Origin of the sequence: Streptomyces fagopyri (assembly GCF_009498275.1) — a bacterium.
In the GTDB taxonomy this organism is placed as follows: Bacteria; Actinomycetota; Actinomycetes; order Streptomycetales; family Streptomycetaceae; genus Streptomyces; species Streptomyces fagopyri.
In genome coordinates this window covers 5810320-5837311 of sequence record NZ_CP045643.1, presented here as the reverse complement: position 1 = coordinate 5837311, position 26992 = coordinate 5810320, and the positions used below count along the sequence as shown (strand labels likewise).

Annotated in this window: 23 protein-coding genes and 2 tRNA genes; 16 read left to right on the top strand and 9 right to left on the bottom strand. The window is 72.8% G+C overall.

Annotated features, from left to right (window positions below; genetic code table 11):
• Positions 1-44: 44 nt before the first annotated feature.
• From GFH48_RS25180 to GFH48_RS25145, 7 genes are all read left to right on the top strand, one after another.
• Positions 45-1082 (top strand): phosphatase PAP2 family protein, encoded by a 1038-nt coding sequence (locus GFH48_RS25180; protein ID WP_153290420.1) that lies wholly within the window; start codon positions 45-47, stop codon positions 1080-1082.
• A complete protein-coding gene (locus tag GFH48_RS25175; protein WP_407698720.1) occupies positions 1009-2199 on the top strand; it encodes a hypothetical protein in 1191 nt (396 codons plus the stop codon). The genes GFH48_RS25180 and GFH48_RS25175 overlap by 74 nt, the downstream gene beginning before the upstream one ends.
• A complete protein-coding gene (locus tag GFH48_RS25170) occupies positions 2190-3884 on the top strand; it encodes a hypothetical protein (protein ID WP_153290419.1) in 1695 nt (564 codons plus the stop codon). The genes GFH48_RS25175 and GFH48_RS25170 overlap by 10 nt, the downstream gene beginning before the upstream one ends.
• A complete protein-coding gene (locus GFH48_RS25165) occupies positions 3881-5215 on the top strand; it encodes an AAA domain-containing protein (protein ID WP_153290418.1) in 1335 nt (444 codons plus the stop codon). Before GFH48_RS25170 ends, GFH48_RS25165 begins: the two co-directional genes overlap by 4 nt.
• A gap of 104 nt (positions 5216-5319) precedes the next feature.
• Positions 5320-5697: a hypothetical protein gene (locus GFH48_RS25160; RefSeq protein ID WP_153290417.1), complete on the top strand. Its 378-nt coding sequence runs from the start codon at positions 5320-5322 to the stop codon at positions 5695-5697.
• A 244-nt stretch (positions 5698-5941) separates the two neighbouring features.
• Positions 5942-6883 carry a bifunctional DNA primase/polymerase gene (locus tag GFH48_RS39310; RefSeq protein WP_228120921.1) on the top strand — a complete coding sequence of 314 codons (942 nt, stop codon included), beginning with the start codon at positions 5942-5944 and terminating at the stop codon, positions 6881-6883.
• Positions 6874-6947 (top strand) — tRNA-Lys (locus GFH48_RS25145). The genes GFH48_RS39310 and GFH48_RS25145 overlap by 10 nt, the downstream gene beginning before the upstream one ends.
• Before the next feature lie 68 nt (positions 6948-7015).
• Here the strand turns inward: GFH48_RS25145 and GFH48_RS25140 are convergent.
• Positions 7016-8710: a M6 family metalloprotease domain-containing protein gene (locus GFH48_RS25140; RefSeq protein WP_153290416.1), complete on the bottom strand. Its 1695-nt coding sequence runs from the start codon at positions 8708-8710 to the stop codon at positions 7016-7018.
• Positions 8711-9046: 336 nt separating this feature from the next.
• On the opposite strand from GFH48_RS25140, the gene GFH48_RS25135 reads away from it, so the two are divergent.
• Positions 9047-11065, top strand: a complete 2019-nt coding sequence (locus tag GFH48_RS25135) for a putative bifunctional diguanylate cyclase/phosphodiesterase (RefSeq protein ID WP_153290415.1) — start codon at positions 9047-9049, stop codon at positions 11063-11065.
• A 14-nt stretch (positions 11066-11079) separates the two neighbouring features.
• On the opposite strand, the gene GFH48_RS25130 is transcribed toward GFH48_RS25135, so the two are convergent.
• The 3 genes from GFH48_RS25130 to GFH48_RS25120 form a co-directional block, all read right to left on the bottom strand.
• A complete protein-coding gene (locus tag GFH48_RS25130; RefSeq protein ID WP_153290414.1) occupies positions 11080-12183 on the bottom strand; it encodes an LLM class flavin-dependent oxidoreductase in 1104 nt (367 codons plus the stop codon).
• A gap of 480 nt (positions 12184-12663) precedes the next feature.
• Positions 12664-13395, bottom strand: coding sequence for a maleate cis-trans isomerase family protein (locus tag GFH48_RS25125; protein WP_153290413.1), 732 nt, complete (start codon positions 13393-13395; stop codon positions 12664-12666).
• A complete protein-coding gene (locus GFH48_RS25120) occupies positions 13392-14207 on the bottom strand; it encodes a maleate cis-trans isomerase family protein (protein WP_456114899.1) in 816 nt (271 codons plus the stop codon). Before GFH48_RS25120 ends, GFH48_RS25125 begins: the two co-directional genes overlap by 4 nt.
• Before the next feature lie 432 nt (positions 14208-14639).
• On the opposite strand from GFH48_RS25120, the gene GFH48_RS25115 reads away from it, so the two are divergent.
• Together GFH48_RS25115 and GFH48_RS25110 are read left to right on the top strand one after the other, a co-directional pair.
• Complete coding sequence (locus GFH48_RS25115) at positions 14640-15572, top strand: D-2-hydroxyacid dehydrogenase (RefSeq protein ID WP_228121387.1); 933 nt, start codon at positions 14640-14642, stop codon at positions 15570-15572.
• Between the two features lie 29 nt (positions 15573-15601).
• Positions 15602-17023 (top strand): amidase, encoded by a 1422-nt coding sequence (locus GFH48_RS25110; RefSeq protein WP_153290411.1) that lies wholly within the window; start codon positions 15602-15604, stop codon positions 17021-17023.
• Here the strand turns inward: GFH48_RS25110 and GFH48_RS25105 are convergent.
• Positions 17004-17498: a DUF3830 family protein gene (locus GFH48_RS25105; RefSeq protein WP_153293097.1), complete on the bottom strand. Its 495-nt coding sequence runs from the start codon at positions 17496-17498 to the stop codon at positions 17004-17006. The genes GFH48_RS25110 and GFH48_RS25105 overlap by 20 nt on opposite strands.
• Positions 17499-17607: 109 nt before the next feature.
• Here GFH48_RS25105 and ehuB point away from each other — a divergent pair, with 109 nt between their 5' ends.
• The 6 genes from ehuB to GFH48_RS25075 all read left to right on the top strand — a co-directional run bounded on the left by ehuB (position 17608) and on the right by GFH48_RS25075 (position 21893).
• Positions 17608-18540 (top strand): ectoine/hydroxyectoine ABC transporter substrate-binding protein EhuB, encoded by a 933-nt coding sequence (gene ehuB / locus GFH48_RS25100; protein WP_153290410.1) that lies wholly within the window; start codon positions 17608-17610, stop codon positions 18538-18540.
• Complete coding sequence (gene ehuC, locus GFH48_RS25095; protein ID WP_153290409.1) at positions 18537-19256, top strand: ectoine/hydroxyectoine ABC transporter permease subunit EhuC; 720 nt, start codon at positions 18537-18539, stop codon at positions 19254-19256. Before ehuB ends, ehuC begins: the two co-directional genes overlap by 4 nt.
• 34 nt (positions 19257-19290) lie before the next feature.
• The gene (gene ehuD / locus GFH48_RS25090) at positions 19291-19941 is read left to right on the top strand and encodes an ectoine/hydroxyectoine ABC transporter permease subunit EhuD (RefSeq protein ID WP_153290408.1); all 651 of its coding nucleotides are present in this window, start codon (positions 19291-19293) and stop codon (positions 19939-19941) included.
• Positions 19931-20716, top strand: coding sequence for an ectoine/hydroxyectoine ABC transporter ATP-binding protein EhuA (gene ehuA, locus GFH48_RS25085; protein WP_153290407.1), 786 nt, complete (start codon positions 19931-19933; stop codon positions 20714-20716). Before ehuD ends, ehuA begins: the two co-directional genes overlap by 11 nt.
• Positions 20717-20932: 216 nt before the next feature.
• A complete protein-coding gene (locus tag GFH48_RS25080; protein WP_153290406.1) occupies positions 20933-21691 on the top strand; it encodes an IclR family transcriptional regulator in 759 nt (252 codons plus the stop codon).
• 128 nt (positions 21692-21819) lie between these two features.
• Positions 21820-21893 (top strand) — tRNA-Lys (locus tag GFH48_RS25075).
• Positions 21894-21956: 63 nt separating this feature from the next.
• Here GFH48_RS25075 and GFH48_RS25070 read toward each other — a convergent pair.
• The 4 genes from GFH48_RS25070 to GFH48_RS25055 form a co-directional block, all read right to left on the bottom strand.
• Positions 21957-23249: a M18 family aminopeptidase gene (locus GFH48_RS25070; protein ID WP_153290405.1), complete on the bottom strand. Its 1293-nt coding sequence runs from the start codon at positions 23247-23249 to the stop codon at positions 21957-21959.
• Between the two features lie 705 nt (positions 23250-23954).
• Positions 23955-25625 carry a long-chain-fatty-acid--CoA ligase gene (locus GFH48_RS25065; protein WP_153290404.1) on the bottom strand — a complete coding sequence of 557 codons (1671 nt, stop codon included), beginning with the start codon at positions 25623-25625 and terminating at the stop codon, positions 23955-23957.
• 25 nt (positions 25626-25650) lie between these two features.
• The gene (locus GFH48_RS25060) at positions 25651-26157 is read right to left on the bottom strand and encodes a DUF3592 domain-containing protein (protein ID WP_153290403.1); all 507 of its coding nucleotides are present in this window, start codon (positions 26155-26157) and stop codon (positions 25651-25653) included.
• Positions 26158-26291: 134 nt separating this feature from the next.
• A complete protein-coding gene (locus GFH48_RS25055) occupies positions 26292-26915 on the bottom strand; it encodes a lytic polysaccharide monooxygenase auxiliary activity family 9 protein (protein WP_153290402.1) in 624 nt (207 codons plus the stop codon).
• Positions 26916-26992 lie beyond the last annotated feature (77 nt).

The window sequence follows — 26992 nt, the reverse complement described above, 5'->3', positions numbered from 1 at the left end:
CGGGATCGCCGGGGCACTACGAGCAGATGGGGGAGGGCGATCGGATGCCGCAGACCGATGCACGGCAGACCGGGACGGCACCGCGCGCCCGGCACCGCCGGTGGACCGAGCTGCGTCCCTCCGCACCTGACCTCCGCCTGCGCTGGTGGACCGAGCTGCCGCTGATAGTCCTGGTGTACGCGTCGTACTCGGCGGGCCGGCTGCTCGCCCGGGGCAACACGGACAGCGCCGTCGGCCACGGCCTGGAGATCCTGCGTATCGAGAAGGCGCTCCACCTCAACGCCGAGCACCCGCTCAACCGACTGTTCACCCGCGAGGCCTGGCTCGGTGTGCCCGCCGACTTCTGGTACGCGTCACTGCACTACCTGGTGACGCCCGCCATCCTGATCTGGCTCTTCCGCTCCCGTGCCGTGCTGTACCGCGCGGCCCGCACGTGGCTGATGACGTCCACCCTGATCGGCCTGATCGGCTTCACCCTGATGCCGACCTGCCCGCCCCGGCTGCTCTCGGCCGGCCACGGCTTCGTCGACACGATGGCCCAGTACAGCTCGTACGGCTGGTGGGGCGGCGAGGCGAGCGCCCCACGCGGTCTGGGCGGCATGACGAACCAGTACGCGGCGATGCCGAGCCTGCACGTGGGCTGGTCGCTGTGGTGCGGGGTGATGCTGTGGCGCTACGGCCGCACCCGCGTCGTCCGGCTCGCGGGCATCGCGTACCCGCTGCTCACCACGATCGTCGTGATGGGCACGGCCAACCACTACTTCCTCGACGCCGTCGCCGGCGTCGCGGTGATGGGAGCGGGGCTGCTGCTCACGCCGTGGGTGACACGCCTCGCGGACCTCGTGAAGACACGCCTGAGCGCCCGGATCCCAGGGGCCGCGGGCGCCTCTCACGACGCGGGTTCCCCGATTGTCAGTGCCGGATGCCAGACTTCCACGGGTGAACGCATTCCCCGACAGCGCGAGTCCCGCACCGGACCGGGAGCCGACCCCGGTGTCCCTCCCACGGATGCGGGGGACGGAGCTGCGGACTGGGATCTCCCCTCCTCCAGCGAAGCCGGGAGTCTGGGGAAGACTCGCTGAGCTGCGCGGCCCCGCCGTCCCGCCCAAGGCGCTGGACGCCCGGGCCCTCGCGGCGCTCGCCGCGAACCCCGGGTGCGAGCGGCGCGCCCTGCTCGACGGCGCGGGCGTCGACAAGGCCGGGCTGGCGGAGGGGCTGGGCTCGCCGGCCTCCTTCGGCCAGTCGCAGTTCGCCTTCATGCGGGGCAACGCGTTCGAGGCGCGGGTCAAGGCGGACGGCGGCGCGGAGCTGCTGCGCCTCGTGCACGAGAATCTGGACCCGGGCGCGGAACCGCCCCGGGCCGGAACCGTCCCCGACCTGACCGCCGCCGGCCCCGAGGGCCGCACGGCCCGTACCGCGCTGGCGCTGCGCGACGCCTGCGCCGCGGGCGTCTGGACCCTGCTCGACCACCCCATGCTCGCCCTCGACGTCGCGGGCTCCCCCGCCTTCCTCGAACCGGACGCCGTCGTCGTGCACCCCGACGGGACGTGGACGGTCGTCGAGATCAAGTCCTTCCCCCTGCTGGACGGCTCGGCCGATCCGGCGAAGGTCGGGGCCGCCGCCCGCCAGTCGGCGGTGTACGTCCTCGCGCTGGAGGAGGTCGCCGCGCGCCTGGACCCGGTCCCCGACGTCCGCCACCGCGTGCTGCTGGTCTGCCCCAAGGACTTCTCCAACCTCCCGACCGCGTCCGCCGTCGACGTCCGCAAGCAGCGCGCGGTCACCCGCCGCCAGCTGGACCGACTCACCCGGGTCGAGGACATCGCGGCCGCCCTCCCCGAGGGCACCTGCTTCGCCCCCGGCCTCCCGGCGGACCGGCTGACGGCGGCGGTCGATGCCGTCCCCGCGGCCTACGCCCCCGAATGCCTGGCCGCCTGCGAGCTCGCCTTCCACTGCCGCGCCCGCTCCCGGGAGGAGGGCGCCGTGACCTCGCTGGGACGGTCACTGCGCGCGGAGCTGGGCGGTCTGACCACGGTCGACGACGTACTGGCGGCGGCCCGCGGGGATGCCGGGGACCCGGCCGATCCGGCGGTCGCCGCCCTGCGCAGAGCGGCCCTGCTGCGGGCGGAAGCCCTGCGGGGGCGCGAGCCCGCGCATCCGACCGGCCAGGCCGCGCTCCCGGAGGTGGCCCCTTGTCGCTGATCGCCACCCTCGCCCGGCTGGAAGCCGTCGAGAGCGGGCGGGCGCAGCCCGTCGCCACCGTCAGGCACCGGCATCTCTCCGACCGGCCGCTCGTCCTCGTGTCCCTGATCACCGCCGGTGAGGCGGGCGCCCCCCTCGGGGCGCTGGTCGGTACGGAGCGGGACGCGCCGCGGCTGCTGGTCGTGCCGCAGCCCCGGGACCGCGATCTGCGGTTCGCGTTCCTCGCCGATCTCGCGGACGTGGTCCTGCCGTACGTCGACTCCTACGCGGACGTGGTCGAGGCCGCGGAGCGCAGCGAGACCGATCCGGAGACCGGGAAGCGGGTCAAGGTCGAGGTCGAGCTGTGCGCGGACGCGCCCCAGCTGATCGTGCCGAGCCGGTCAGGAGTGGAGTTCGTACGGCTCCTCGGGCGCTCCATGCGGTTCCGGCGCACCGCGGAGCAGGAGCCGGAGGCACCTCACCCGGCGCCGCCCCGGGTGCCGCTGCTCGGGCGGTGGCTGACGCACTTCGGGGAGCGGGCCCGGGTGCCCGGCTCCGCCCTGCTGCTCGCTCTCAGCGACGTGTTGTCCCGGCACTGGGCCACCGGCCAGAGCAGTCTGGAGGACCAGCACCTGGGAGCGCTGCTCGCCTGGATCGATCCCCCGGCGGGCGAGTCGGGGGCGCGGGCGGCCCTGGAGGCGGAGCTGCGGCGGGATTCCGGCGGCCAGCTCGTCCGCCCGCCCGCGGGACCGGCCACCGATCCCGCCTTCGACAACAAGCTGCTGGCCCCCGCCATCGAGCGCTACGACCGCGCGCGGACGGCGCTCGCCGCCGCCGAGGACGGCCTGGAGGCGGACGACCGGCTCGGTGAACTCACCACGGCCGAAGGGGAGATCCGCGCCCTGGTGGAGCGCGTCGCCCGGCCCTCCTGGGACGCGGTGTGGCAGGGCCTCGACCTGTTGCGGACCCTGCCCGAGGGGGCGCACGCGGCCGACCGCTGGACCCGCGACCGCTGGTCGTTCACCGGTCACCGCGACCGGGTCGTCGCGGGCGAGCCGCCGCAACCGCGCCGCGACGACGCGGTCACCGCGGCCAACAAGCTGGCCACGCGCGAGCGCGAGCAGGCCCGCCTGGACGCGCAGGAGGCCCTCGACGATCCGCTCGTCATGGCCGGCCGGCGCCTGGTCGGTGAGGCCTTCACCGGCGAGGTCATCGACGTCGTCATGACCTACAGCGAGAGCAGACGCCCGAGTCCCCGCCCCCTGGTGACCGTCCGCACGGACGACCGGCCGCACCTCGGCGAGCGCACGAAGGTGTACCGGTCGCTGGACGGCAAACCGCAGGCGGCCGAATTCGTCGGACACGCGCGGGCCGCCGGACGGACGGAGACCGCCGGACACGCGGCCGGTGGTCACACGGGAGCCGCAGCACACCCGGAGGGCGTCGTCGGCCGGGGCGGACCCGAGGAGGACGGCGGTCTGCTCGTGCTGCGGATCGTCGACAAGATGGGCCGCGGCAAGGAGCCCGAGCCCGGGTCCGTGCCGGAGAAGGGCGACCTCGTCTGCTTCACGCTCTTCGAGCACGAGCAGCGCGGCGGCGCGAAGCTGCCCGACCCGGAGGAGACACCGTGGACGCACGGCGGGCCGCCGGGTGACCCCGACGCCGTACCGCAGCCGGATCCGGTGACGGAGGAGGACATCCTGTGACCACGGTCTTCGACCCCGGGGCCGCGGCCGCCCGCGCCACCGACGCGATCCTGCGCGACACCCTGCACGGCACGCACCGCGGAGTCGTCGTCGACTCCCCGCCGGGCGCCGGGAAGTCGACCCTCGTGGTGCGCGCGGCACTCGAACTCGCCGCCGCCGGACGCCCCCTGATGGTCATCGCGCAGACGAACTCCCAGGTCGACGACCTGGTGCTACGGCTCGCCGAGAAGGACTCCGAGCTGCCGGTGGGGCGCCTGCACAGCAGTGACGCCGACCCGTACGACAAGGCGCTCGACGACCTCGGGAACGTCCGCAAGTCGGCGAAGGCCACCGATCTGGCGGGCCTCCCGGTCGTCGTCTCGACCGCCGCGAAGTGGGCCCACGTCAAGAACGTCGAGCCCTGGCGGCACGCGATCGTCGACGAGGCGTACCAGATGCGCTCCGACGCGCTGCTGGCCGTGGCCGGCCTCTTCGAGCGGGCGCTGTTCGTGGGCGATCCGGGCCAACTGGATCCGTTCGCCATCGTGGGCGCGGAGCAGTGGGCGGGACTGTCGTACGACCCTTCGGCGTCCGCGGTCACGACCCTGCTCGCGCACAACCCCGAACTGCCGCAGCACCGGCTGCCGGTGTCGTGGCGGCTCCCGGCGTCCGCGGCCCCCCTGGTCTCGGACGCGTTCTACCCGTACACGCCGTTCCGCAGCGGCACGGGGCACGGTGACCGGCGGCTGAACTTCGGTGTGGCGTCGGACGGTTCGGGTCCCGACCTGGTCATCGACGAGGCGGCGGAGACGGGTTGGGGGCTCCTGGAGCTGCCGGCCCGGCACACGCCGCGCACCGACCCCGAGGCGGTACGCGCGGTGGCCCAGGTCGTGCGGCGGCTGCTGGAGCGCGGTGGCGCGGCGACCTCGGAGCGGTCGGCCGATCCGGTGCCGCTGACGGCCGACCGGATCGCCGTCGGGACGGCCCACCGCGACCAGGCGGCGGCGGTGCGGGCGGCGCTGGCCGGTCTCGGCGTCACGGACGTCACCGTCGACACGGCGAACCGGCTCCAGGGCCGCGAGTTCGACGTGACGGTGGTGCTCCACCCGCTCTCCGGGCGGCCGGACGCGACGGCGTTCCACCTGGAGACGGGACGGCTGTGCGTCCTCGCGTCCCGGCACCGGCACGCGTGCATCGTGGTCTGCCGGGCGGGGGTGACCGAGCTGCTGGACGACCACCCCTCGACCGAGCCCGTGCAGCTGGGCGTCACGGTGAAGTTCCCGGACGGCTGGGAGGCGAGTCACGCGGTGTTGTCGCACCTGGCGGAGCACCGGGTGAGATGGCGGCCCTGAACCCCGATCCGTCCCGTTCCACGGGCCCCCTTGCGCGAGCGGGGGACAATGGACGGTGGCCCACCCACGAAGCGGGCCCCTGAACCGTACGAGGAGGAGAAGACATGGCGGAGCCCACGCCGCGTCGGAACGAACCGCGGCTACGCCCCGCGCCCCTGCTCTTCGAGCCCGCGGAGGCGGCCGGTGACCCGGAGCACTTCTTCGATCTCGAGTCGATAGACGATCCGCGGGCGCTGCTGGCGCGGGCCACGGAGCTGACGCTCGCCTTCCGGGCCGCTGCCGACAGGGCGCTGGAGTTCCAGGCGATCGCCGCCGCGCAGCTCGCCGATCCCCGCCGCTTCGACCGGCTCACGACGGCCGACATCGCCGAGCGCGCCGAGTGGACCGAGGACTACGCGAAGAAGATGGTCGAGTTCGGCCGGGACCTGCTCCGGGGAGCGGAGGGGAACGGGCACGGGCACGGGGTGGGCGACCACACCTGAGCCCGGCGGTGCGACGGCCGGTGGCGTCCCCCGGCCGTCACCAGCCGTCACCAGTCCTCGCGGGCCCGCCGGCCCTCGCGGGCCCTCGCGGCTCTCGGCGGCCTCCCCGCGCGAGGTGGACGGCACCCGCACGATCTTCTGGCATAGGCCCGCGGCGGGTGACATACCCCATTCACGCCCTCCCTGTCCCGATTTTCCGCAACCCTCGGAGACGGAGCGCTCACCGACGGTAGATCTTGTCGTCATGAGCAGCACACGGAACAACGCCGGGACCTTCCCTGACGGCACCGGCGCCCCGCTGTCCGACCGGTTCGACGCCTCGGGCGTCACCGCGGACGGGGCCGCCTGGCTCGCCTCGGCAGGAACGTATCCGCGCAGCACCCTCGCTCTCTGGGAGGACCGGCCGACCGCGCCGGTCGTACTGCCCTGCGGCACGGCATTCGACGTCGTCAACGTGCCCGCGATCTTCGGTCGGCGGATGCTGGACCGCCTGTGGGACGAGGGGCCCGGCTCCGGCCCGGTGGCCGTGTTCCGCGGGCGGATGCTGCTGTTCAGCTCGCCGGGCACCGCTCAGCGGCTGCCGTCGCTCCTGGAGTGGGAGGAGTGGGGAGCCCGCGGCGCCGGGGGCTCCCGGGACACCCGGGAGCCCGGCACCCTCGGCGGCTTCGGCGCCGGAATCGGCGGCATCGACGGCGCCGGCGGTATCGATGAGATCGCCGGGTTCGACGCGATCGACGGCATCGACGAGATCGACCGGATCGACGGCTTCCGGGACCCGCGCGAGCCCCTGGGGCGGCGCGGCGGTCCGGACGACGCCCGACCGTCCGGCGGCACCGGCGGTCCGGCCTGTCCGGACGGTCTGGGACGGGTCGGCGCGATCCCTCCCCTGCTCTGCCACGGCACCGGTGACGCGGTGACCGTCCCCGCCCTGAGGGACGGCGACCCGGTCGGTGTCCGCACCCCGGGCGACAGCACCGGCGGTACCGGGCCGGACCCCGCCACCCGTCCCGAATCCCGCTGGCTGGTGGCCCCCGACACCCGGCATCCCTGGCTCCCCGGCGCCGAGATCCTGGTCTGGGCGGCCGTCCGCGCGGCCCGCGCGGCGGCCTCCGCCGCGGTGCGGATATCGATTTTTCCTCCCGCCGATCAGGGTGCTAAGGTCTACGACGTCAGCAGGCGCCGCTAGCTCAGTTGGTTAGAGCAGCTGACTCTTAATCAGCGGGTCCGGGGTTCGAGTCCCTGGCGGCGCACGCTAGCGATGGCGAGGTTTGTTCGCGGAAACGCGAACGGACCTCGCCATCGTCATGTCCACGGTGACTCAACCCGTCGTGATCTTCACCGTCCACTCCCCCGCGGCCGTCCAGTCCTCCACCTCGACGCGCACCTTCTCGCCGGGGACCGTGAAGCTCTCGCCGAGCCCCACCGGCGCGTCCGCGAGCGGCGGGTAGACCGACTCGCCCCAGCAGGACTCGGAGTGCGGGTGGGCGTCGATCACCTGGATCGGGCCGTCACCGGACGCGGCCTCGCTGCGGACGCGGTAGATGAGGATGCCCTGCGTGCAGGTCGTACCGTCGTTGCCCGCCGAGCCGCGGGCCTCGAAGGCGAGCGCGCTGTCGGGCCCCGTACGGACGACCGCCAGCTTGGTACCGCGCCCGGAGCCGAAAGCCGGTACGCCGGAGCCGACGGGCACGGGTCCGGAACCGGGGATCTGCGCACCGGAACCAGCGGTCCGCGAACCCTCCCCGGCGGTCCGCGAGCCCGCGCCGGCGCCCTCGACGCCCGACCCGGCGTCCGCCGCACCCGACCCGGCGTCCGTCCCACCCGACCCGGTGCCCTTCGCATGCGGGCCGCCACCCCCGACGACGGCCGCCCCGGCACCCTTGAGACCCGGCTCGCCGCCGTTCGAGTCCAGCCCCGGGGTCCGGCCGTCCGAGCGCGGAACACCCGTCTCCGAAGCACCGGAAGAGCCGGAAGCGCCGCGGGAAACTCCGGAAGGGTCCACCTCCGGAGCCGTGCCGACGCCCGGCGCCCCCGCGGCGCCCACACCGGCGGACACCGGCCCGGCGCCCAGCGGCTCCAGCGTCACCCGCGTGCTCCCGTGGGCGCCCACACACACCACCTGCCGCGGCTCCAGCCACCCCAGCTTCCACTTGTGCCAGCCGAACAGATCGGGCGCGAGACCGAACTGGCTGCCCATCAGGTCCCAGTCGCCGACGTACGTGTCCCAGTCGCCCTTGCCGTCGGAGGGCCGGTGGTAGAGGTCGGGCAGGTCGAACACGTGCCCCGTCTCATGGGCGAGGACGAGCCGGTCCGGCGGGTGCTTCTCGAAGACCGTGACGACGCGCCTGATGTCCTTGCCGTCGGCCCGCAGCGGGGTGTCGAGGTTGACGACCTTCGTCGCGTCGGAGTCGACGCCCGGCGCGTCCGGATCGGCGACGAAGTACACGATGTCGTAGCGCGAGAAGTCGATCCGCCGGTCCGCCACGCCCATCGCGTCGCGCAGATAGGCGGCACGGCGCGCGGTGTTCCAGTCGCGCCGCATGGCGTACGAGGTGGAGGCGTGCGGCATCCGGATCCAGTCGCGCTGGGGATGCGGACGCAGCGTGAACCTGCCGTAGGAGGCGCGTTCGAAGAAGCGGCTGGTGGAGGGGAAGTAATCGGCCGTCAGTTCGGCCGGTGTGGTGCGCGGGCGTGAGTCGGGGAAGGAGAGGAAGACGAGCACCGCGTCGAGGGGGCGGGTGGGGCGCGGGTAGGCGGCGTTCCAGACGTCCAGGCCCTCCGAGTGGTGGGCGTCGGTCCGTTTCAGGGCGCAGGGGGCGAAGAGGGGTTCGGCGAGGGCGGGGCCCGTCACCAGGGAGGTCGCCACCACGGCCGCCAGCGAGGTGAACGCGGCCGCGGTACTGCGCCAGCGCGACGCCCCTTCGGGAGCGAAGCCGCGCAGGACCCCACGGGCGAGACTCCTCAGGGGGAGCTGACGCGGCACGTCGACCTCCGGATGCGGATTTCGGGACACCGCACCCAGCTTGGGTCATTTCGTACTACTTTGCCCTCTTTGTCTGCACCGGAAGAGTGAGGGGTCGCGCGCCACCACCATCCCGGCCGACACCCCGAACACTCACGGAACGTCACATATGATCGCCGGACAAAGGATCCGGTCCAGATGCAGGCAGAAACGATCTGTCGGAACGGGTGGTTGTTCCGGGACACTGGAGAGTGGCTGCAAGGCCCCGAGGGCAGCCTCTATGATCGGCACACTTTCCTGCACGGACACGGCTTGTTCGGCCGTCCAGCACCGGCCGACCACTCCGAGAGACCCATACGAAGAACGAGTGCACTGCGGGAGCGAGCGGTGAGCGGAACGTCCGAAGGGCCGGCGCCCGCGGCAGACCTCGACCGGCCGGCCGTCACAGAGCGTCACACCACCACATCTCCTCGTACGTCCACCGGAACACCTTCCGGCCCACCCGGCGCACCCGCCCCGCCCGTGGCTCCGCGCGTCCCACCGTCCGGCTCCTCGCCCGCCGCGCCGTCCGGCTCCTCGCCCGCCGCGCCGTCCGGCTCCTCGCCCGCCGCGCCGTCCGGCACGCACGTCCCGACGGAGCGGCTTCCCGACGCGACCGGGTCGTCCGGGACGTCTCCCGGTACGTTCCGCGCCGCCTTCGCCGCGGCGCCGCTCCCGATGGCCGTCGTGGACCGGGAGGGTCTGGTCGTCACCGCCAACGAGTCGCTGGACGCGCTGCTCGGCCTCGGATCCGGCGCGCTCACCGGGCGGATCGCCGCCGATCTGGTGGACCTGGCCTCCGACGCCCGCACCTGGCACGCCTACCGGGAGGTGCTGCGCGGCCGGCAGGCCCGGCTGCGCTGCACCCGGCGGCTCAAGCACCCCGACGGGCACTCGCTGTGGGTGCAGGTGACGGTCGCGCCGCTGCCCCCGGGCGAGGAGGCGGTGCTGCTGTCCGTCACGGACCTCAGCCCCCGCCGTGAACTCCAGGCGCGGCTGCGGCACTTGCAGATGCACGACCCGGTGACCCGGCTGCCCAACCGCACCCTGTTCTTCGAACGTCTGACGACCGCGCTGGAGGCGGAGGCGTACGAGGAGGGCCGCACCGGCCGGATCGGGCTCTGCTCTCTGGACCTGGACGGGTTCAAGGCGGTCAACGACACGCTCGGCCACCGGGTGGGCGACCGGCTGCTCGCGGCCGTCGCCGAGCGGCTGACGCGGTGCGCCGACGTGGCCGGCTCTGGGCGAGCCGCCACTCCGCTGGTGGCGCGGCTGGGCGGCGACGAGTTCGCGCTGCTCGTCGAGGACTCCACGGGCACCGACCAGGTGGCGGACCTCGCCGAGTCGGTCCTGACGTCACTTCAGGCGCCGTTCGACCTCTCCGGCCGGCGCCTGTCGCTCTCCGCGTCGATCGGGGTCGTCGAGCGCCGTGCCGCCGGGACGACCGCCACCGGTCTGATGCAGGCCGCGGACACGACGCTGTACTGGGCGAAGGCGGACGGCAAGGGCCGCTGGACGCTCTTCGACCCGGAGCGCAACGCCCACCGCATGACCCGCCAGGCGCTCTCCTCCACCCTCCGGGCCGCCGTCGAGCGGAACGAATTCGCCCTGGAGTACCAGCCGTTGGTGGGCATGGAGGACGGCGGTGTGCGCGGCGTCGAGGCGCTCGTGCGCTGGAACCACCCGCAGTTCGGCACGCTGACGCCGAACAGGTTCATCGGACTGGCCGAGGAGGACGGTTCGATCGTGCAGCTCGGCCGCTGGGTGCTGGCCACCGCCTGCCGGCAGACACGCCGCTGGCAGCTGGACCATCCGGACGCGCCCCCGATCTTCGTCAGCGTCAACGTCGCCGTACGGCAGGTGTGGGACTCCGACCTGGTCGCGGACGTGGGGGCGATCCTCGCGGAGACCGGCCTCGCCCCGCACCTGCTCCAGCTGGAGCTGACCGAGTCGGCGGTGATGGGCTCGGCGGGCCGCCCGCTGCAGGCCCTTCAGTCGCTCAGCGACATGGGCGTCCGGATCGCCATCGACGACTTCGGCACCGGCTACTCGAACCTCGCCTACCTCAGCCGGCTGCCGGTCTCCGTCCTGAAACTGGACGGTTCCTTCGTCCGCGGCTTCCAGTACGAGGGCCATGACGGCGCCTCCGCCCACCCCAGCCCCGCCGACGAGGTCATCGTCGAGGCTCTCATCCAGCTCGCCCACCGGCTGGGCCTGACGGTGACCGCCGAGTGCGTGGAGACCGCCTCCCAGGCGTCCCGGCTGCGCGGCATCGGCTGCGACACCGGGCAGGGATGGCTGTACTCCCGCCCGGTGACACCGGAGCGCATCTCCGCGCTGCTGACGGCGGCCTGCGCCCAGGCCTGAGGCGGCCGGTCGCGCTACGGGGCCTTCGGCAGCCCGTAGGCGTCCGCGATCAGTTCGTACGAGCGCAGGCGTACGTCACCGCTGTGGGCGTTGCCCGTGATCATCAGCTCGTCGGCGCCGGTGCGCTTGCGGAGGTCGTCGAGACCGGCGCGGACCTCGTCGGCGGTGCCGTGGATGACGTTGGCGTTCCAGGAGGTGACGAACTCCCGCTCCATCGGCGAGAACGTGTACGCCTCCGCCTCCTCCGGGGTCGGGACCAGGCCGGGGCGGCCGGTGCGCAGGCGGACCATGTTCAGCGCGGCGGCCATCACCTGGCGGCGGGCCTCCTTCTCGTCGTCCGTGGCGAGGGCGGAGACGCCGATCAGGGCGTACGGCGAGTCCAGCAGTTCGCTCGGCCGGAAGGACTCGCGGTACAGGTCCAGGGCCGGGATCGTGTTCTGCGCCGAGAAGTGGTGGGCGAAGGCGAAGGGGAGGCCGAGGACACCGGCCAGACGCGCGCTGAAGCCGGAGGAGCCGAGGAGCCAGATCGGGGGGCGGTGCGGGGACTGGACGCCGCCGGGCGAGGTGGCCTGGACCGGGCCGGGTACGGCGTGGATACGGCCGTAGGGGTGGCCGTCGGGGAAGTCGTCGTCGAGGAAGCGGGTCAGCTCCGCGAGCTGCTGGGGGAAGTCGTCGGCGCCCTCGCCCGGGTGGTCCGTGCGGCGCAGGGCCGCCGCGGTGGCGCCGTCCGTGCCGGGGGCGCGGCCGAGGCCGAGGTCCACCCGGCCGGGAGCCATGGCCTCCAGGGTTCCGAACTGCTCCGCGATGACCAGAGGGGCGTGGTTCGGCAGCATGACGCCGCCGGAGCCGAGGCGGATGCGGGTGGTGTGGGCGGCCAGGTGGGCGAGGATCACGGCCGGTGAGGAGGAGGCGACGCCCGGCATGGAGTGGTGCTCGGCGACCCAGTAGCGGTGGAAGCCGCGGGATTCCGCGAGGCGGGAGATGGCGACGCTGGTGCGGAGGGCGTCGGTGGCGGTGCGGCCGGCGCCTACGGTGACCAGGTCCAATACGGAGAGGGGTACGGGGCCGGTGCCCTGTGCGGTGCCTCGGATCTCGTCCGTCTCGTCCCTCGCGTTCACCGGGGTGCCTCCTGATTGCGTACGTGTGCGGTCCTTCGTGCTCGAACAGGAGACAGTCCCCGCTTATTCCCGCCCGCCAGCCTTTCCTCGCCCCCTCCGCCCCTGCCCGACCCATCCCCGGGGGCTCCGCCCCCGGACCCCCGCCAAGGGCGCTGCGCCCCCTGGACCCCCGCTCGCCCGAAGGGCTCGTCCTCAAACGCCGGACGGGCTGAGAAGCATGACCTCGCCGCCCGCCTTCCAGCGCGAACCCCGCATCCCCAGCCCACCCGCAACCCTCCCGCACAGGCCCGCACTCCAGCCCGCCCGGAGCGCCGCTCAGCGCGAGCCGACACCTCCAACCCTCCAGCCCAGGCCCGCACCATCAGCCCGTCCGGCGTTCGAGGACGAGGCCGTTGAGGCCGATGCGGGGGTCCGGGGGGCGGCAGCCCCCAGGTTCGGCATGGGCCGGGTAGGGGCCGAAGAACCCGGAGTCGACCCCCGTCAGGACTGCACCAGGGGCTCCCTGGTGAAGAGCGCGCCGAGAGCCGGCGCGTTCACGCGGCGGTCCGCCAGCCGCAACGCCTCCCACACGCTGACCTGGTTGGCGGTGAGCACCGGCTTCCCCAGCTCCTTCTCCAGCGCCGTCAGATGAGCGACCGTGTGCAGCGCCGTGTCCGGCAGCAGCACCGCGTCGGCGTCGGGATGATCCCCACCCCGCGCCAGCGCGAACAGCTCCGCCTCACCCCACGTCCCGACCTCCGCCCCCGTCACGATCCCGGAAGCCCGTACCGAGACCACCTCCGCCCCGGCCTCCCGCAGGAAGTCCGCGAACAGCTCCGCCACGTCCTCCGGATACGTCGCGGCGACCGCGACCCGCCGGGCCCGGATCTCCCGTGCGGCGTGCGCGAAGGCGAAGGACGTCGAGGAGGCCGGCAGACCCGCCGCGCGGGCCAGCGACCGCACCTGGTCGTGGGCGCCCTCCCAGCCGTACACGAAACTGCCGCTGGTGCAGGCCCAGACCACCGCCTCGGCCCCCGACAGCCGCAGTTCCTCGACACCCGGCGAGAGCCGCTCCAGGGAGCCCATCCCACGCAGGGCGTCCACCCGGTGCGCGTCCTCGCCGATGTCCGTGTGGACCAACGTCAGCCGGATGTCGCTGCCCAGGAGCTGCTCGATGCGCGGGTAGTCGTCCTCGGCCGAGTGGCCCGGGTAGAGGAATCCGAGTGCGGTCATGTCCAGCCTTCCTGTTCTTCCGGCAGTACAGGAGCCCGGTGCGCCGGCTGCCCCCCGGAGCCCGGGGGGCGGGGAAGGCGTCCCCGGACCAGCCGCTGGCGCGGGCCCACTGCCCGGGTACCCAGATGACGCAGCGCCGCCCACATCGTCACCTGGTTGGCCGAGATGACCGGGATGTTCAGTTCCGTCTCCAGCCGGGCGATGACGTCGTACGTCGGCAGATTGGTGCAGCTGATGAAGAGCGCGTCCGCCGGGCCGCCGCGGACGGCGCGGTGGGCCATGTCGACCACGTCGCGGTAGGGCACCTTCCAAATATGCCTGGTCAGACCCATGAAGGCACGCCCGGTGACCTCCGCGCCCGCCTCCGCGAGGTACTCCTCCAGGGACTGGGTGACCGAGACCGTGTACGGCGTCACCAGGGCGATCCGGCGTGCGCCCAGCTCGGTGAGGGCCTCCAGCAGCGCCCCGGACGTGGTCAGCGAGGCCACCTCGCCCGCCCGCCTCATGGCCTCGCACATGGCCTGCTCGCCCGCGACACCGCCCACGAAACTGCCCGAGGCGCACGCGTACGCCACCACCTCGGGCGCGACGGCGTTCAGCGCCCGGACCGCGTCGCCGAGCGTCTCGTGCTCGGAGACCAGGCGTGCCAGGTCCAGGCTGACCTCGACCGGCACGAACGGGGTACGTGTGACGTGCAGGGATACGTCGTCCGGGACCCAGCGCCACAGCTCCCGGTCGAGGGCGAAGTCGAAGGGGGCGACGACACCCACCCCACGCTGCGGGCGGGGACCGCCCAGAAACGAGATGTCCAGGGAGACGTCCATAGACAGCACCGGCCTCACGAAGGCGAACGCGGACGACGAGGGGAGGAGCGGAAGCGGGAGCAGGAGCGGGGAGGGGCTGGGCTGGGCTGCGCTGGGCTGGGCGGAAGGCGGGACGGTACGCGGAGGCACCGACGGACAACAGACCGTGCGCGCCACCGTGTTGACGAAGGTAGGTTCGGGTGCGAGCGTGGTCAATCCGCGCATCTCAGACGGCTACGGCCCCGCCCGTGCCCCCGGCTTCGCCCCTCTCGGCCGCGTCTCGCGCCCGCTCGTCCCCGCCCGCTCGTCCCCGCAGATTCGTCCCCGCAGATTCGTCCTCCCAGAAGCGGACTCGCATTGCGAAACGGTTTCTCCCGAACGCCCCGCCCCGCGACCGCGTCCACGCGGCCGTCCGCCACCGCGTCCGGAGACCGCGCCACGCTGCTCGTCCTGGACGCCGACCCGCTGCCCCGCCTCGGCAGGCTCACCGGCCGGGTGCGGATCGAGCACGCCGACGAGTCCACGCTCGCCGAACGGCTGCCGCGCGCGGACGTGCTGCTGGTCTGGGACTTCACCTCGCGCGCGGTGCGGCGTGCCTGGCCGGGCGAGGGCCCGCGGCCGCGCTGGGTGCACACGGCGAGCGCGGGCGTCGACCATCTGCTGTGTCCCGAACTCGCCTCTTCCGACACGGTGGTGACCAACGCGCGGGGCGTCTTCGACCGGCCGATCGCCGAGTACGTCACCGCGCTGGTGCTGGCGATGGCGAAGGACCTGCCGCGGACCTGGGACCTGCAGAAGCGGCGGGAGTGGCGGCACCGGGAGTCACAGCGGGTGGCGGGCACCCGCGCCTGCGTGGTCGGGTCCGGGCCCATCGGGCGGGCGATCGTCAAGTCCCTCAAGGCACTTGAGGTGACGACGGCACTGGTGGGACGCACCCCGAGGACCGGGATCCACGGACCCGCGGAGCTCGACCGGCTGATGGCACGGGCCGACTGGGTGATCTCGGCGGCGCCGCTCACCGAGGCCACGTACGGCATGTTCGACGCCCGGCGCTTCGGGATGATGCAGCCGTCGGCCCGCTTCATCAACGTCGGGCGCGGGCCGCTCGTCGTCGAGGACGCGCTCGCCGAGGCCCTGTCGAAGCGGTGGATCGCGGGCGCCGCCCTCGATGTCTTCCAGCACGAGCCGCTCGGTCCTGACAGCCCCCTGTGGGACGTTCCCGGACTGATCGTGTCACCGCACATGAGCGGGGACACGGTCGGCTGGCGGGACGAACTCGGCGCGCAGTTCGTGGAGATGTACGAGCGCTGGGAAGCGGGCAGGCCGCTGCCGAACATGGTGGACAAGAAGCGCGGGTACGTGCCCGGACACTGAACCGCCGAACTTCCTGGAGGGGCAGGCCGATGACCGAACTCACCGAGCTGACCGCGGTCCAGCTCGTCGACGGCTACCGCAAGGGCGAGTTCGGCCCGGTGGACGCGGTGCGGGCGGCACTGCGCAGGGCCGAGGAGATCCAGCCGGCCGTGAACGCGTTCGTCCGTGTGGACGCGGACGCGGCGCTCGCGCGGGCGGCTCGGTCCGCGGACCGCTGGCGGCGGGGCGAGCCCGCGGGGCTGCTGGACGGCGTTCCGGTCTCCGTCAAGGACATCCTGCTGCTGCGCGGCGGCCCGACGCTGCGGGGCTCGCACACGGTTTCCCCGGAGGGTGGTTGGGACGAGGACGCGCCGTCGGTCGCCCGGCTGCGCGAGCACGGAGCCGTCTTCCTCGGCAAGACGACGACACCCGAGTTCGGCTGGAAGGGTGTCACCGACTCACCGCTGTCGGGGGTCACGCGCAATCCGTACGACGTCTCGCGCACGGCGGGCGGCTCCAGCGGCGGCAGCGCGGCGGCCGTCGCCCTGGGCGCGGGACCGCTGGCGCTGGGCACGGACGGTGGCGGCAGTGTGCGCATCCCGGCCGCGTTCTGCGGGATCTTCGCGCTGAAGCCGACGTACGGGAGGGTGCCGTTGTATCCGGCGAGCCCGTTCGGAACGCTCTCGCACGTGGGGCCGATGACGCGGGACGCGGCCGACGCGGCGCTGATGATGGACGTGATCAGCGGGCCCGACGCACGCGACTGGTCGGCGCTCGGGCCGGTCGGCGGTTCCTTCGTGGACGCGCTGGAGGACGGGGTGCGCGGGCTGCGGGTCGCCTACTCGCCGTCCCTCGGCGGGCAGGTCGCGGTCCACCCGGACGTCGCGGCGGCCGTACGGCGGGCGGTGGAGCGCCTGGCGGCCCTGGGCGCCTACGTGGTGGAGGCCGACCCCGACGTCAGGGACCCGGTGGACGCCTTCCACGCCCTGTGGTTCGGCGGAGCGGCCCGGGTGGTGCAGCGACTCGGCCCGCGGCAGCGGGAGTCGCTGGACCCGGGGCTCCGGGAGATCTGCCGGGAGGGCGCGCGGTTGAGCGGTCTGGACCATCTGGCCGCCGTGGACGTCCGGATGGACCTGGGCCGCCGCACGGGCCGCTTCCACGAGTCGTACGACGTGCTGGTGACGCCGACGCTGCCGATCACCGCGTTCGAGGCGGGCGCCGAGGTCCCGAAGGGCTCCGGGCACCGGCGCTGGACGGGATGGACCCCGTTCACGTACCCCTTCAACATGACGCAGCAGCCCGCGGCGACGGTCCCGGTGGGCACCGACGCCGCGGGGCTGCCCGTCGGCCTTCAGATCGTCGCCGCCCGTCACCGTGACGACCTGGTCCTGCGGACGGCGCACGCGCTGTACGAGGCGGGGGCGGTCGGAATCGCTCCGCCGCCCGGCTTCGTTACCTCCGCCGGAAGCTGAGGGTCTCCCCCAGCGCGCCCGAGCGCCACAGGTCGTTGCAGGCCTCGGCCATGGTGTCGAGACCCTCGACGATCCCGCCCCAGACGATGCCCGGCACCCAGCCCACGTCACCGTTGATCAGCAGGTTGTTGCGTTCGTAGAACAGGGCGAGGTCGACGACCGTGGTGCCCGGACGCACTTCGGTGTCGTAGCCGTACGCCTTGGTGCCGAGCTCGGTGCCCGCGAAGGCGAAGTAGCAGAGGTCGCCGGGGACGGGGGTGACCGTGGGGTTCTCCAGCGGGGGTTCGGTGGCCGCGAAGGGCGGGAACAGGGCGTAGATCTCGTTGCGCGCGTACTTGGCGTGATAGACGTCACCGGCCAGGGGGAGGGCGTTCCACACCGCCGCGCAGGTGAGGGGTGCCCGGTCGTCGAGCAGTCTGGCCGTGCAGTGGACTCCCCGCTTGACCAGGGAGACTTCGATGTACCGGTCGGTCATGCGCTCGGTCATGCGTTCCATGGTCCCGCCGGGGTCAAGGGCGCCTCGTCCACGGACGGGGCGGGCGGTGGCCGGAATGGATCGTGTGGTCCCGGGTAGCCGCGCCGCCATGGCTCCACCACTACGCAATGACGGAAGAGACGGGAACGGTGCGCGGACCCGCGGCCCGAGCCGGCGGGCGCTGCTCACGGGCGTCTCGGCGCTCGGCGCGGCAGGCGCGCTGGGCGCCGCGGGCTGCAGCCGGGTGGCCACGGCCGCGAGCGCGGACGGCGGTGATCTCCTCGGCCGGCTGAGGGCGCAGGGTGTCGTGCGGCTGGGCATCGCGGGCGAGATCCCGTTCGGCTACATCGACAGGGACGGTGAACTGACCGGAGAGGCGCCCGAGCTCGCGAAGGCGGTCTTCAAGCGGCTGGGGGTCGACCGCGTCCAGCCGGTCCCGACCGAGTTCGGCTCGCTCATCCCGGGGCTCGACTCCCAGCAGTTCGACGTCGTGTCCGCGGGGATGTACATCAACCCGCAGCGGTGCGAGCAGGTCGTCTTCTCCGACCCGGACTACCAGATGCTCGACGCCTTCGTCGTGCGCAAGGGCAATCCGAAGGGCCTGCACGGCTACCAGGACGTCGTGGCGAAGAAGGCCAGGTTCGCGACCGGCACCGGGTACGCCGAGATCCAGTACGCCGTCGAGGCCGGGTACAAGGAGAGCGACATCCTGATCGTGCCCGACCAGGTCGCCGGACTGAACGCCGTCGAGGCGGGGCGTGTCGACGTCTTCGCCGGGACCGCGCTGACCGTCCGCGAGGTGGTCCGGAAGTCCCGCAGGGCCGAGAGCACCAAGCCGTTCGCACCCCTGGTCAAGGGCAAGCCGCACGTCGACGGCGGAGGCTTCGCGTTCCGTTCCGCCGAGACGCGGCTGCGGGACGCCTTCAACGTGGAGCTGCGGAAGATGAAGAAGAGCGGCGAACTGTTCCGCATCCTGCGGCCGTTCGGCTTCACCGCGGCCGAGATGACCGACATGACCGCGAAGGAGCTCTGCCGCGGATGACCCCGGGACTCTGGGAACTCGTATTCAAGGGGATCTGGGTCACCCTCCAGCTGCTGTTCCTCGGCGCGCTGGTGGCGGGAGCCGTCTCCTTCGCGGTGGGTGTCGCGCGCACCTCCCGGCGGTGGATCGTCCGCTTCCTGGCGGGCCTCTACACCGAGGTGTTCCGCGGGACCTCCGCGCTGATCATGATCTTCTGGGTGTACTTCGTGCTGCCGCTCGCCTTCGGCTGGCAGCTCGTCCCGCTGTGGGCGGGCACGCTGGCGCTGGGACTGACGTACGGGGCGTACGGCAGCGAGATCGTGCGCGGCGCCCTGAACGCCGTCGACCCCGCCCAGCGCGAGGGCGGCATCGCGCTCAGCTTCACGCCCTGGCAGCGGATGCGGCTGATCCTGCTGCCGCAGGCGGTGCCCGAGATGATCCCGTCCTTCTGCAACCTGCTGGTCGAGCTGCTCAAGGGCACGGCCCTGGTCTCGATCATGGGCATGGGCGATCTGGCCTTCAGCGGCAACCTGGTGCGGCTCGCGCTCCAGGAGAGCGCGGAGATCTACGCGTACATCCTGTTGATCTACTTCGTGATCGCCTTCGTGATCACCCGGCTGATGCGGGTCCTGGAGCGGCGGCTGAAGGCCGGGCCGGGCAAGGTGCCCGAGCGCCGGGTCGCGGCGCGCGAGCCGAGCCCGGCCGCAGTGGGCGCGGCGAGCGGAGGTGCCTCATGACCGGGTACGGGACGGCCTACCGAGGAGGTGCCGCATGACGTGGGACTGGAGCGCGGTCGGCGACTTCATGCCGCTCTTCCGGGACGGGCTGCTGGTCACGCTGAAGGCGCTGGCCCTCGGCTCGCTGATCTCCTTCGCCCTCGGTCTCGTGTGGGCGCTGCTGATGCGGGCGCCGACCCGCTGGGTGCGCTGGCCGGTGGGCGCCGTCACGGAGTTCGTGCGCAACACCCCGCTGCTGGTGCAGCTCTTCTTCCTCTTCTACGTGCTGCCCGAGTGGAACATCACGTTCTCCGCGCTGACCACCGGGGTCGTCGCGATCGGGCTGCACTACTCGACGTACACGATGCAGGTCTACCGGGCCGGTATCGAGGGCGTGCCGACCGGTCAATGGGAAGCGGCCACGGCGCTCAACCTGCCCCTGCGGCGCACCTGGACCGCGGTGATCCTGCCGCAGGCGATCCGCCGGGTGGTGCCCGCGCTGGGCAACTACGTCATATCGATGCTCAAGGACACGCCGATGCTGATGGCGATCACGGTCCTGGAGATGCTCGGCGAGGCGCGGCTGTACTCGCAGGAGCACTTCCAGTTCACCGAGCCCCTCACGGTCATCGGCGTGGCCTTCATCCTCATTTCCTGTCCCGCTTCCCTCCTTCTGCGAGCCCTGGAGCGACGTCTTGTCCGTTGACACCGACAACCAGACCCCCGACACCGGCCACCTGCGGACCCAGGAGCTGATCCGGTTCGACAAGGTCACCAAGCGCTTCGGGGACAACACCGTCCTGGACGGGCTCGACTTCCGTGTCGAGCCCGGCAAGCACGTGACGCTGATCGGGCCCTCGGGTTCCGGCAAGACGACGATCCTGCGGCTGCTGATGACCCTGGCCAAGCCCGACGAGGGGACGATCACGGTGGCCGGGGAGCGGCTTTTCCCCGCGGAGGAGAAGCAGATACGTGAGGTCCGCAAGAAGATCGGGATGGTCTTCCAGCAGTTCAACCTGTTCCCGAACATGAAGGTGCTCCGCAACATCACCGAGGCGCCGGTCACCGTCCTCGGCCTGTCCAGGGACGAGGCCGAGGAGCGGGCCCGTGAGCTGCTCGACCTGGTGGGCCTCGCGGACAAGTGCGACGCCTATCCGGGCCAGTTGTCCGGCGGACAGCAGCAGCGGGTGGCGATCGCGCGGGCGCTGGCGATGCGGCCGCGGGTGCTGCTGCTCGACGAGGTGACGTCCGCGCTCGACCCCGAACTGGTCGCGGGAGTCCTCGACGTCCTCCGTGACATCGCCCGCACCACCGACATCACCATGCTCTGTGTGACCCACGAGATGAATTTCGCCCGTGACATCTCAGACCAGGTACTCATGTTCGATTCCGGCCATGTCATCGAGGCCGGTCCGCCGGAGCGGATGTTCGGCGATCCGGAGCACGAACGGACCCGGGAATTTCTCAGCGCGGTCCTGTGACTACAAGGAGTGAACGCGGGAAGGTGCGAGGTCCGGCCCGCGGGGCATGCCCCGCGGGCCGTGACTCTGGCATATGCCAGGGTGTCACGTCGCTGCTGAGAGCACCACGAAGGACGTACATTCTGGTCAACAGCCCCTCCTCGTCCACCGTTTGACAGTTATCGTGGAAGAGCTCAGCTGTCCGGATCGAGGGCCCAGGAAGCGCAGGGGGAAACCGTGGCGCTGATGAACGAGCCGACCGCGCCGTACCACTCGGCCCAGGACGCCCTGCGCGTCCTGGAGACGGTGGCCCGGCACTCCACCGGCATCACCGACGCCGAACTCGCCCGCAGGACGCGCCTCGGCCCGGACCGTCTGGCCGCGCTGGTGCGGATGCTGCGCCGGGAGGGGTACGTCGAGCAGCTCACCGACGGCGTGTTCGTCGCCGGCGCCGCCCTCGGACGGCTGGACTCCGCCCACGGCCGTGACCTGGCGCTGCGCGAGAAGCTCCAGCAGACCATCGACCGGCTGCGCGACTCGGTCGGCGCCGCGATCTACATCAGCCGCTACGTCGACGGCGAGGTGCGGGTCACCCAGTGCGCCGAGGGCCCGGCGACCCCCGCCGTCAACGAATGGGTCGACTTCCGTTCCTCGGCCCACGCCAGCGCCGTCGGCAAGAGCCTCCTCGGTCAACTCGACCTTGACGCCCGCCGCGACCACCTCTCCCGTCACAGGTTGGCCCGCCTCACCTCGCGCACCATCACCGACGAGCGGCTGCTGCTGTCCCGGCTCGACGCCCAGCCGCCGACGGTGCCGGTGCTCGACCTCCAGGAGTACGCGATCGGCACGGTCTGCGCGGCCGTACCCATCACCGCGGGCTCCTCGGTCGGCTGCCTGGCCCTGTCCCTCCCGGTCGAGCACGCCCACCGGCTGCGCCGGGCGGCGGACACCCTGAACCGCGGGGCGACCCGGGTGCTCGTGTCGCTCGCCCTCTAGGGTCCACCCCCTCCGTACCGCCCGCCCGGCGGCAGAGGGCGGGCCCGATCCGGGTGGTCCGCAGCACCCCGCCGGACCAGGTAGTATTTCTTTCGTCGCCGACCGCGGAAGCGGAAGGCGGGAGTCATGCGCCGCTAGCTCAGTTGGTTAGAGCAGCTGACTCTTAATCAGCGGGTCCGGGGTTCGAGTCCCTGGCGGCGCACAGAATGAAGGCCCTCCACAGCAGTGGGGGGCCTTCACGCGTGTCCGGGCGCCGGGGACGGGCTCAGCCCGCCGTGACGAACTCGGTCAGCACCCGGGCCAGCAGACCGGGGTCCTTCGCCCCGCACAGTTCGCGGGCGGAGTGCATCGACAGCCCGGGTACGCCCACGTCGACCGTGGGGACGCCGAGCCGGGCCGAGGTGATCGGTCCGATCGAGGTCCCGCACGGTATGGCGTTGTGGGAGACGAACGGCTGCCAGGGCACCGCCGCCCGCTCGCAGGCCGCGGCGAAGACGGCGACCCCGGTGCCGTCGGTGGCGTACCGCTGGTTGACGTTGACCTTGACGACGGGGCCCCCGTTGGGCAGCGGGTGGTGGTCCGGGTCGTGGCGTTCGGCGTAGTTGGGGTGGACGGCGTGCGACATGTCGGCGGAGACGCAGAAGCCGCCGGCGAGGGCCCGGTGGAAGTCCTCGGCGCTGCCGCCGCGCGCGCCGACGGACCGGCTCAGCACCCGTTCCAGCAGCGGCCCCTGGGCCCCGGACCAGGAGCCGCTGCCGACCTCCTCGTGGTCGAAGGCGGCGAGCACGGGGACGTACGCGGGCGGCCGGGCGGCGCCGGCGGCGGCGACCAGCGCGGTGATGCCCGCGTGCACGGAGATCTGGTTGTCGAGGCGGGAGGAGACGAGGAACTCCTCGTCCGCGCCGAGGTAGCCGGGCGGCTGGATGTCGTGCAGCATCAGGTCCCAGCCGAGGATGTCGGCGACGTCGGCGTCGGCCTCGTCGGCGACACGGCCGAGCAGGGCGCCGGGCCGGGCACCGCCGAGCCCCCACAGCGGGGTGAGGTGGCGCTGCGGGTCCAGCGCGACACCGTCGTTGACACCGCCGTCGAGGTGGATGGCGAGCTGCGGGACCCGTAGCAGCGGCCGGTCGACGCGGACGAGACGGCTGGAGCCGTCCCGCATCATCAGCCGCCCGGAGATGCCGAGGTCCCGGTCCAGCCAGGTGTTGAAGGGCACACCGCCGTAGACCTCCACGGCGATCTGCCGCCAGCCCGCCGTGCCGGTGTCCGGTTCGGGCTTGATCCGCAGGTTCGGGGAGTCGGTGTGGGCGCCGACGATCCGGAACGGCGTGCGGGCGGGAGCGCCCTCGGGGACGTACCAGGCGAGCAGCGCTCCCGCGCGGACGACGTACCGGCCGCCCTCGGCGCCGGCCGCCCAGTCGTCCGTCTCGCGCAGCTCCTGGAAGCCCGCCTTCTCCAGGCGCTGGGCCGCGTTCGCGACCACGTGGTAGGGCGAGGGGCTGGAGCGGACGAAGGACAGCAGATCGTCGCTGTGACTGCGGTCATGCGTGGGGGACATGGGCGCTCACGCCTTTCGGGAAGGACTGACGAGGGTTGTGGAGCGGTCGGCGGGGCCGTCCGGCCGAGTGCACGATTCGGAGGACGGAACGACGGAGGACGGAGAAGGGGGGAGGGGGGAGGGGGGAGGGGGGAGGGGGGAGCGCGAGGGGGCTCGGGTGGTCGGGGAACTCCCGGGTCGTGGCGGGGTACCGCGGACCGGCGGGCACCTGAGGGGGAGGGCGCGGTGGCCCGCGTCGGACCGCCGCGCGCGGGGCCGCGGGAGGGGTCACCGCGGGACACGGGCGGGCCGCGCTCCGGCCCCCGGCCTCGGGCGCCGAACGCTCCCGCGCCGTCGCGACGGCTGCCGTTCGCACGGCCCGCCCTCTCCCCACCCGCACCCAGGACCGCGGGCGCCGCGGCCGGCGCCCCGGTCAGCGGTGGCCCGTCCGGCACCACGATTAACAGGGGCATGACAAGAATGTGGCTGGAGTCCGCCCGCGGCATCGGTCTCCACGACCCGGGTGGGGTGACGCATGTTCCCTCTTCCCTCGGCTCTCCTCGGTGCGGCGTCGTCCTCGGCACGGGCGACACGGGTGTCCGGGTGCATCCTCCCCCTGTCGGGCGGCGGGGACTCCTCCGTCGCCCGAGACCTCCCCGCGACCCCCGCCGGCCGTGCGGACAGACCGGTACACACCGCCGGAACGAGGGGGGATCCGAGGGGACTTCAGCCCCGCGTCGTCGCCGGCAGCAGGCCCTCGCGCCCCCGTGCCCGGTACTCGGTCAGCAGTCCCCGCTCGTCCGCCGGCCCGAACCGGCGGTAGTCCGGCTCACCGGCCGGCCGCCACCACACCGGTTCATCACAGCGGAAGCCCGCGCGCCGCAGGGCCGCCCGGTGGATCTTGTTGGTGGCGGTGACCGGCATCCGCTCCACGATCCGCACGAAGCGGGGCGCCATCTTGGTCCCCAGGTCGGGCTGCCCGGCCAGGAACGCGGCGAAGGCGCGCGGGTCGAAGGGGACACCCTCGCGCGGCGCCAGCGTCGCCATCACCTGGTCCCCCGCCACCGGGTCCGGCACCGCGTAGACCGCGACGGCCGCCGCGCCCCGGTAGCGGGCGAGGATGTTCTCGATCATCGCGGCGGCGAGGTTCTCGCTGTCCACGCGCAGTCGGTCGTCCGCACGGCCCGCGAAGTAGAGGAAGCCGGCGCGGTCGCGGTAGAAGAGGTCGCCCGTCCAGTACCAGCCGTCGCGTCGCCGGGCCAGATCGGCGGCCGGGTTGCGCCAGTAGCCCTCGAAGGGGTTGGCTCCGCGGTTCACCAGTTCCCCTATCGCCGCGCTCCCGTTGAGCAGTAGGCCGTCCGGGCCGAAGACGGCCGCGGGGCATTCGGTACGGGTCTGCGGGTCGACCACGGCGAGGTCGTCGCCCGGCGCCGGCCGGCCGATCGCGCCGGCCGGGGTGCCGGGTGTGCGCTGGATCGCGGCCCCGCCCTCCGAGGAGCCGTATCCCTCCACCAGCCGCACCCCGAAGCGCTGTTCGAAGGCGGCCGCGTCGACCGCGCCGGCCTCCGTGCCGAACCCCGTCCGCAAGGGGTTGTCCCGGTCGTCGGGACGGGCGGGCGTGGCCAGCAGGTACTGCACGGCACGGCCCACGTACGTGAAGTAGGTCGCTCCGCAGGCCCGTACGTCCGGCAGGAAGCCCGAGGCCGAGAAGCGGCGCCGGAGCGCGATCCGGGCGCCCGCGGCCAGTGCGGGCGCCCAGTCGGCGATCACCGCGTTGCCGTGGAACATCGGCATGCAGATGTAGTGCGTGTCCTGCGGGCGCACCCCGAAGTGGTCGACCAGCGAGCTCCCCGCGGCGGCCAGCCGGCCCTGGGTGCAGATCGCGGCCTTGGGGGCGCCGGTCGAGCCGGAGGTGAAGTAGAGCAGCAGGCGGTCGTCCGGCGAGACCGATCCCGCTTCGGGCCGTGCCCCCTCGTAGGCCGTAAGGAGGTCGGCGTACTCCTCGGTGTCGGTCACCAGGACGCGGACACCGGGCAGTTCGAGGCCGGCCAGGAGGGGCAGGTGGATGCGCTCGGTGACCAGCACCCGGCACTCGGTGTGCAGGATGTCGCGGGCCAGTTCGGGGCCGCGGCGGGTCGGGTTGATCCCCGCGACGGCGGCCCCCGCCAGGGCCGCGGCGCTCAACCACATCGGATACTCGGGGGTGTTGTCGAGCAGGACGCCGACGTGCGGCTCGGCGCCCGTCGGCAGCAGGTCGGCGAGGAGCGCGGCGCGCGCCGCCGCGCCCGCCGTCACCTGGTGGTGGCTCAGGACCCGCCCCTCGAACCACAACCCCGGCCGGTGGTCGCCCCACCGCTCCCTCACGAGTTCCGCGACGGTGCGCCTCATGAACCCCATGGCGCGCACCATAATTGACGCCTCGTCAGAAAGGGAGTCCCGTGGCCTCGGACCACCCCTGCGCCTTCCAGGCCGAGTCCCACGCCGACGAGAACTCGTGGAAGCCCACGATGAAGCCGGCGCAGATGAGGACGACCACCGCGCAGAAGACCACGACGAAGACCGTGCCCGCCGCGAGCAGTCCCCGTTGCGGCGCGTGGGCCGTGGCCCGCTGTGGACGCTCGGCGGTGTAGTGGACGGTCACGATGTCGCCCTCGACGACCGTCGCCGGACCGTTCGACTCCTCGACACGGATCGTGCGGCCGTCGCGCGTCGTGAACTCGTACACATGGTGCAGCGTCGTGGACACGGAGGTGTCACCGCCGCCACTGATCGTCGTGTACGAGCGCAGACAGCGCGCCTCCGCGGTCAGCCCGCTGTTCCACGCCCGGCCCATGGCCCGCGACCGGTGCACCACCGTGACCGCCGTGAGGGTCGCCCCGGCCATGATCAGCGCGGGCACGACGTAGAAGACGCAGACAAGGACGTCCATGACAAACCCCCGTGTGTCAGGTTCGGCTCCACGCACGCCGTCATGGTCATGGCGACGTGCGTGGAACCTACCCGTGGGGGGTGGACCGGCGCCTCAAGGGAGGCTCAGAACATCCGGGTGGGGATTCGGTGCCTTCAGAACGTGACGTCCGCGCACGAGTAGAACGCGTTCGCGGTGTCGGCGATCGTCCACACGCCGAGGATGACGTGGTGCCCGCTCAGACCGCTGGGCAGGGTGCCGGAGTGGGAGAGGGTGGACGGCGGGCGCTGGCCGTTGTAGGGCACCGTCAGGAACGGTGTGGTGTTCAGGTCGGCCCGGGTCAGCGCGTGGTTCTGGTTCCAGCCGGGCTTGGTGACGTAGTACTTGAAGTCGGTCGTCGCGTGCACGGCCGTGAACTGCCAGCGGAAGGAGTAGTTCTGGCCGCCGGTGACCCTGGTCGTGGGCCAGGCGCCGCCCGAGGGGGTCTTGGGCTGGTCGAGCTGGCCGAAGTTGGTGTGGTTCGCGGAACAGATCCGGCCGTCGGCGGGGCCCGCCGCCGGGAAGCCCTTGGGACCCTCGACGCTCTGGGGTTCCCACTGGATGTCACCGCAGTTGGCGACGGTGCCGCCGCTGGCGCACATCTTCTGCCGGCTGAGGGGCTGGTCGGTGTAGCCATGGGCGCCGGCACTGCCGGTGGAGAGCACGAAGGTGCCCGCGGTGGCGAGGCCGACGACGGCCGCGTACCACTTGGCGTTGTTCCTGGTCGTCCGTATGCGCATGCTGCCGCTCCTGGAGGACGTGGGGGAGGTTCTCGTGAGCCGTGCGCGCGTTTTTCAGGTCTAGACCAAGTCACAGA

Bases quoted from the DNA above. Each gene is read 5' to 3' on its own strand.
- GFH48_RS39310 (WP_228120921.1), top strand. From the start codon at position 5,942: ATGAGCAGCACACGGAACAACGCCGGGACCTTCCCTGACGGCACCGGC.
- ehuB (WP_153290410.1), top strand. From the start codon at position 17,608: ATGGCTCCACCACTACGCAATGACGGAAGAGACGGGAACGGTGCGCGG.
- GFH48_RS25160 (WP_153290417.1), top strand. From the start codon at position 5,320: ATGGCGGAGCCCACGCCGCGTCGGAACGAACCGCGGCTACGCCCCGCG.
- GFH48_RS25105 (WP_153293097.1), bottom strand. From the start codon at position 17,498: ATGACCGACCGGTACATCGAAGTCTCCCTGGTCAAGCGGGGAGTCCAC.
- GFH48_RS25110 (WP_153290411.1), top strand. From the start codon at position 15,602: ATGACCGAACTCACCGAGCTGACCGCGGTCCAGCTCGTCGACGGCTAC.
- GFH48_RS25055 (WP_153290402.1), bottom strand. From the start codon at position 26,915: ATGCGCATACGGACGACCAGGAACAACGCCAAGTGGTACGCGGCCGTC.
- GFH48_RS25070 (WP_153290405.1), bottom strand. From the start codon at position 23,249: ATGTCCCCCACGCATGACCGCAGTCACAGCGACGATCTGCTGTCCTTC.
- GFH48_RS25125 (WP_153290413.1), bottom strand. From the start codon at position 13,395: ATGACCGCACTCGGATTCCTCTACCCGGGCCACTCGGCCGAGGACGAC.
- ehuC (WP_153290409.1), top strand. From the start codon at position 18,537: ATGACCCCGGGACTCTGGGAACTCGTATTCAAGGGGATCTGGGTCACC.
- GFH48_RS25065 (WP_153290404.1), bottom strand. From the start codon at position 25,625: ATGGGGTTCATGAGGCGCACCGTCGCGGAACTCGTGAGGGAGCGGTGG.
- ehuD (WP_153290408.1), top strand. From the start codon at position 19,291: ATGACGTGGGACTGGAGCGCGGTCGGCGACTTCATGCCGCTCTTCCGG.
- GFH48_RS25175 (WP_407698720.1), top strand. From the start codon at position 1,009: ATGCGGGGGACGGAGCTGCGGACTGGGATCTCCCCTCCTCCAGCGAAG.
- GFH48_RS25180 (WP_153290420.1), top strand. From the start codon at position 45: ATGCCGCAGACCGATGCACGGCAGACCGGGACGGCACCGCGCGCCCGG.
- GFH48_RS25060 (WP_153290403.1), bottom strand. From the start codon at position 26,157: ATGGACGTCCTTGTCTGCGTCTTCTACGTCGTGCCCGCGCTGATCATG.